Origin of the sequence: Falsiroseomonas oryziterrae (assembly GCF_021864505.1) — a bacterium.
GTDB classification, from domain to species: Bacteria; Pseudomonadota; Alphaproteobacteria; order Acetobacterales; family Acetobacteraceae; genus Falsiroseomonas; species Falsiroseomonas oryziterrae.
Genome location: NZ_JAKJIB010000531.1, coordinates 1 through 1,670 on the forward strand (window position 1 = coordinate 1; position 1,670 = coordinate 1,670).

The 1,670-nt window shown below is 72.8% G+C and carries 2 protein-coding genes; both read right to left on the reverse strand.

Going from position 1 to position 1,670, the window contains the following annotated elements; genetic code table 11:
* Positions 1-105: 105 nt before the first annotated feature.
* Positions 106-678, reverse strand: coding sequence for an aminoacyl-tRNA hydrolase (pth, locus tag L2I40_RS22815; RefSeq protein ID WP_237217652.1), 573 nt, complete (start codon positions 676-678; stop codon positions 106-108).
* A 24-nt stretch (positions 679-702) separates the two neighbouring features.
* Positions 703-1,395: a 50S ribosomal protein L25/general stress protein Ctc gene (locus L2I40_RS22820; RefSeq protein WP_237217653.1), complete on the reverse strand. Its 693-nt coding sequence runs from the start codon at positions 1,393-1,395 to the stop codon at positions 703-705.
* Positions 1,396-1,670: the final 275 nt, after the last annotated feature.

Below are 1,670 nucleotides of genomic sequence, written 5' to 3' on the forward strand. Positions count from 1 at the left end.
CCTCGGCCTCGCGCGCCAGCGCCGCGGCCAGCAGCGCCGCGCCGTTCGCGCGGTCCTCGACGCCGGGCGCGCCGACGCCGCCGGCCAGTTGCTCCTCGGCTCCCATCAGGCCTCCTGGGTCAGCAGCGCGACGCGGGTCATGAAGTCTTCCGGCTTGCCGGTCGCCAGCAGCGGCGCGGCATCGGCGACGGCGTCCAGCAGCGGCTCCACCCAGGTGTCCACCTTGGCGAAGTTGCCGAGCACATGGCCCGTCACGCGGTCCTTGTGGCCCGGATGCCCGATGCCGAGCCGCACCCGGCCGAACTCCGGCGTGCCGAGCGCGCGCTGCATGTCGCGCAGGCCGTTGTGCCCGGCCGTGCCCCCGCCCTTCTTCACCCGCACCTTGCCCGGCGCGAGGTCAAGCTCGTCATGGAACGCCCAGATCTCGGCCGGCCGGATCTTCAGGAAGGACGCCGCCTGCTGCACGGCATCGCCGCTGGCGTTCATGTAGGTCATCGGCTTGAGCAGCAGCATCTTCACGCCGCCCACCGCGCCGTCCGTCGCCTCGCCCCGAAAACGCTTGCGCCACGGCGGGAAGCCGTGGCGCGCGGCGATCGCGTCGAGCGCCATGAAGCCGATGTTGTGCCGCTGGCGGGCGTGTTCCGGCCCGGGATTGCCGAGCCCCACCCACAGCAGCACCGCATCGGCCTCCGGCTGTGGCGCTTACTTCTTCTTGGCCGGCGCGGCGGCCGCGGCCGGGGCGGCACCGCCCTTGGCCGGAGCCTTGCCCTTGCCCTTCGCGGGCTCCGGCGCGGCCGGGGCAGCGGCCGGCGCGGCCTCCGCCTCGGTCGTCGGCGCGGCGATGGAGGCCACCATGAAGTCGCGGCCGACGATCACCGGCCGGGCGCCGAAATTGTCCTTGATCGAGGACCAGCGCAGGCCGTCGCCGATCTTCGCGGCGCCGAGATCGATCTCGAAGTGATCCGGCACCTTGTCCGTCTCGGCCATCACCTCGACCTCGCGGCGCACGACGTTCAGCACGCCGCCGGCCTTGAGGCCCGGGCTGGTCTCCTCGTTGAGGAACACCACGGGGACGCGCACGCGGATGCGCGCGCCGGGGGCGACGCGCTGGAAGTCAACGTGGATGGGCCGGTCGGTGACCGGGTCGAACTGCACGTCGCGCATGATCGTGCGCTCGGTCGGGCCGTCCTTCACCGCCACCTCGTAGAGGTGCGACTGCCAGCCGCCCTTGGTGAGTTCCTTGATGACGTCACGGGGGTCGAGGGCGATCAGCGTCGCCTCCTGCTTCGCCCCATAGACCACTCCGGGGACCATGCCCCCACGCCGGGTCGCGCGCGCCGCCCCCTTACCGGCACGCTCGCGCGCCACGGCTTCGATCCGAACAGTCTGGACCATGCCAGGCTCCTATCTGCGAGATGCTGCTGTGTCGCGTCCGGGGCGCCAAGCGCCGCAAACGCAAGCGCCGGCCTCCAGGGGTGCCGGCGCGAGGCGGGGCGTAGCGGATGCGGGCGGCGGGTGCAAGGGCGGGACGGGTGCGACCCAGGGGGGCGTTGCCCCCCTGGCCCCCCCACCAGGAGCCTGGAGGCTCCTGGACCTGCGTCAGTTTAGCGCCGATCGGGAGGGGGCCGTGGCCCCCTCCCGATCGGCACTGAAAAACAGATGGCGGGGTC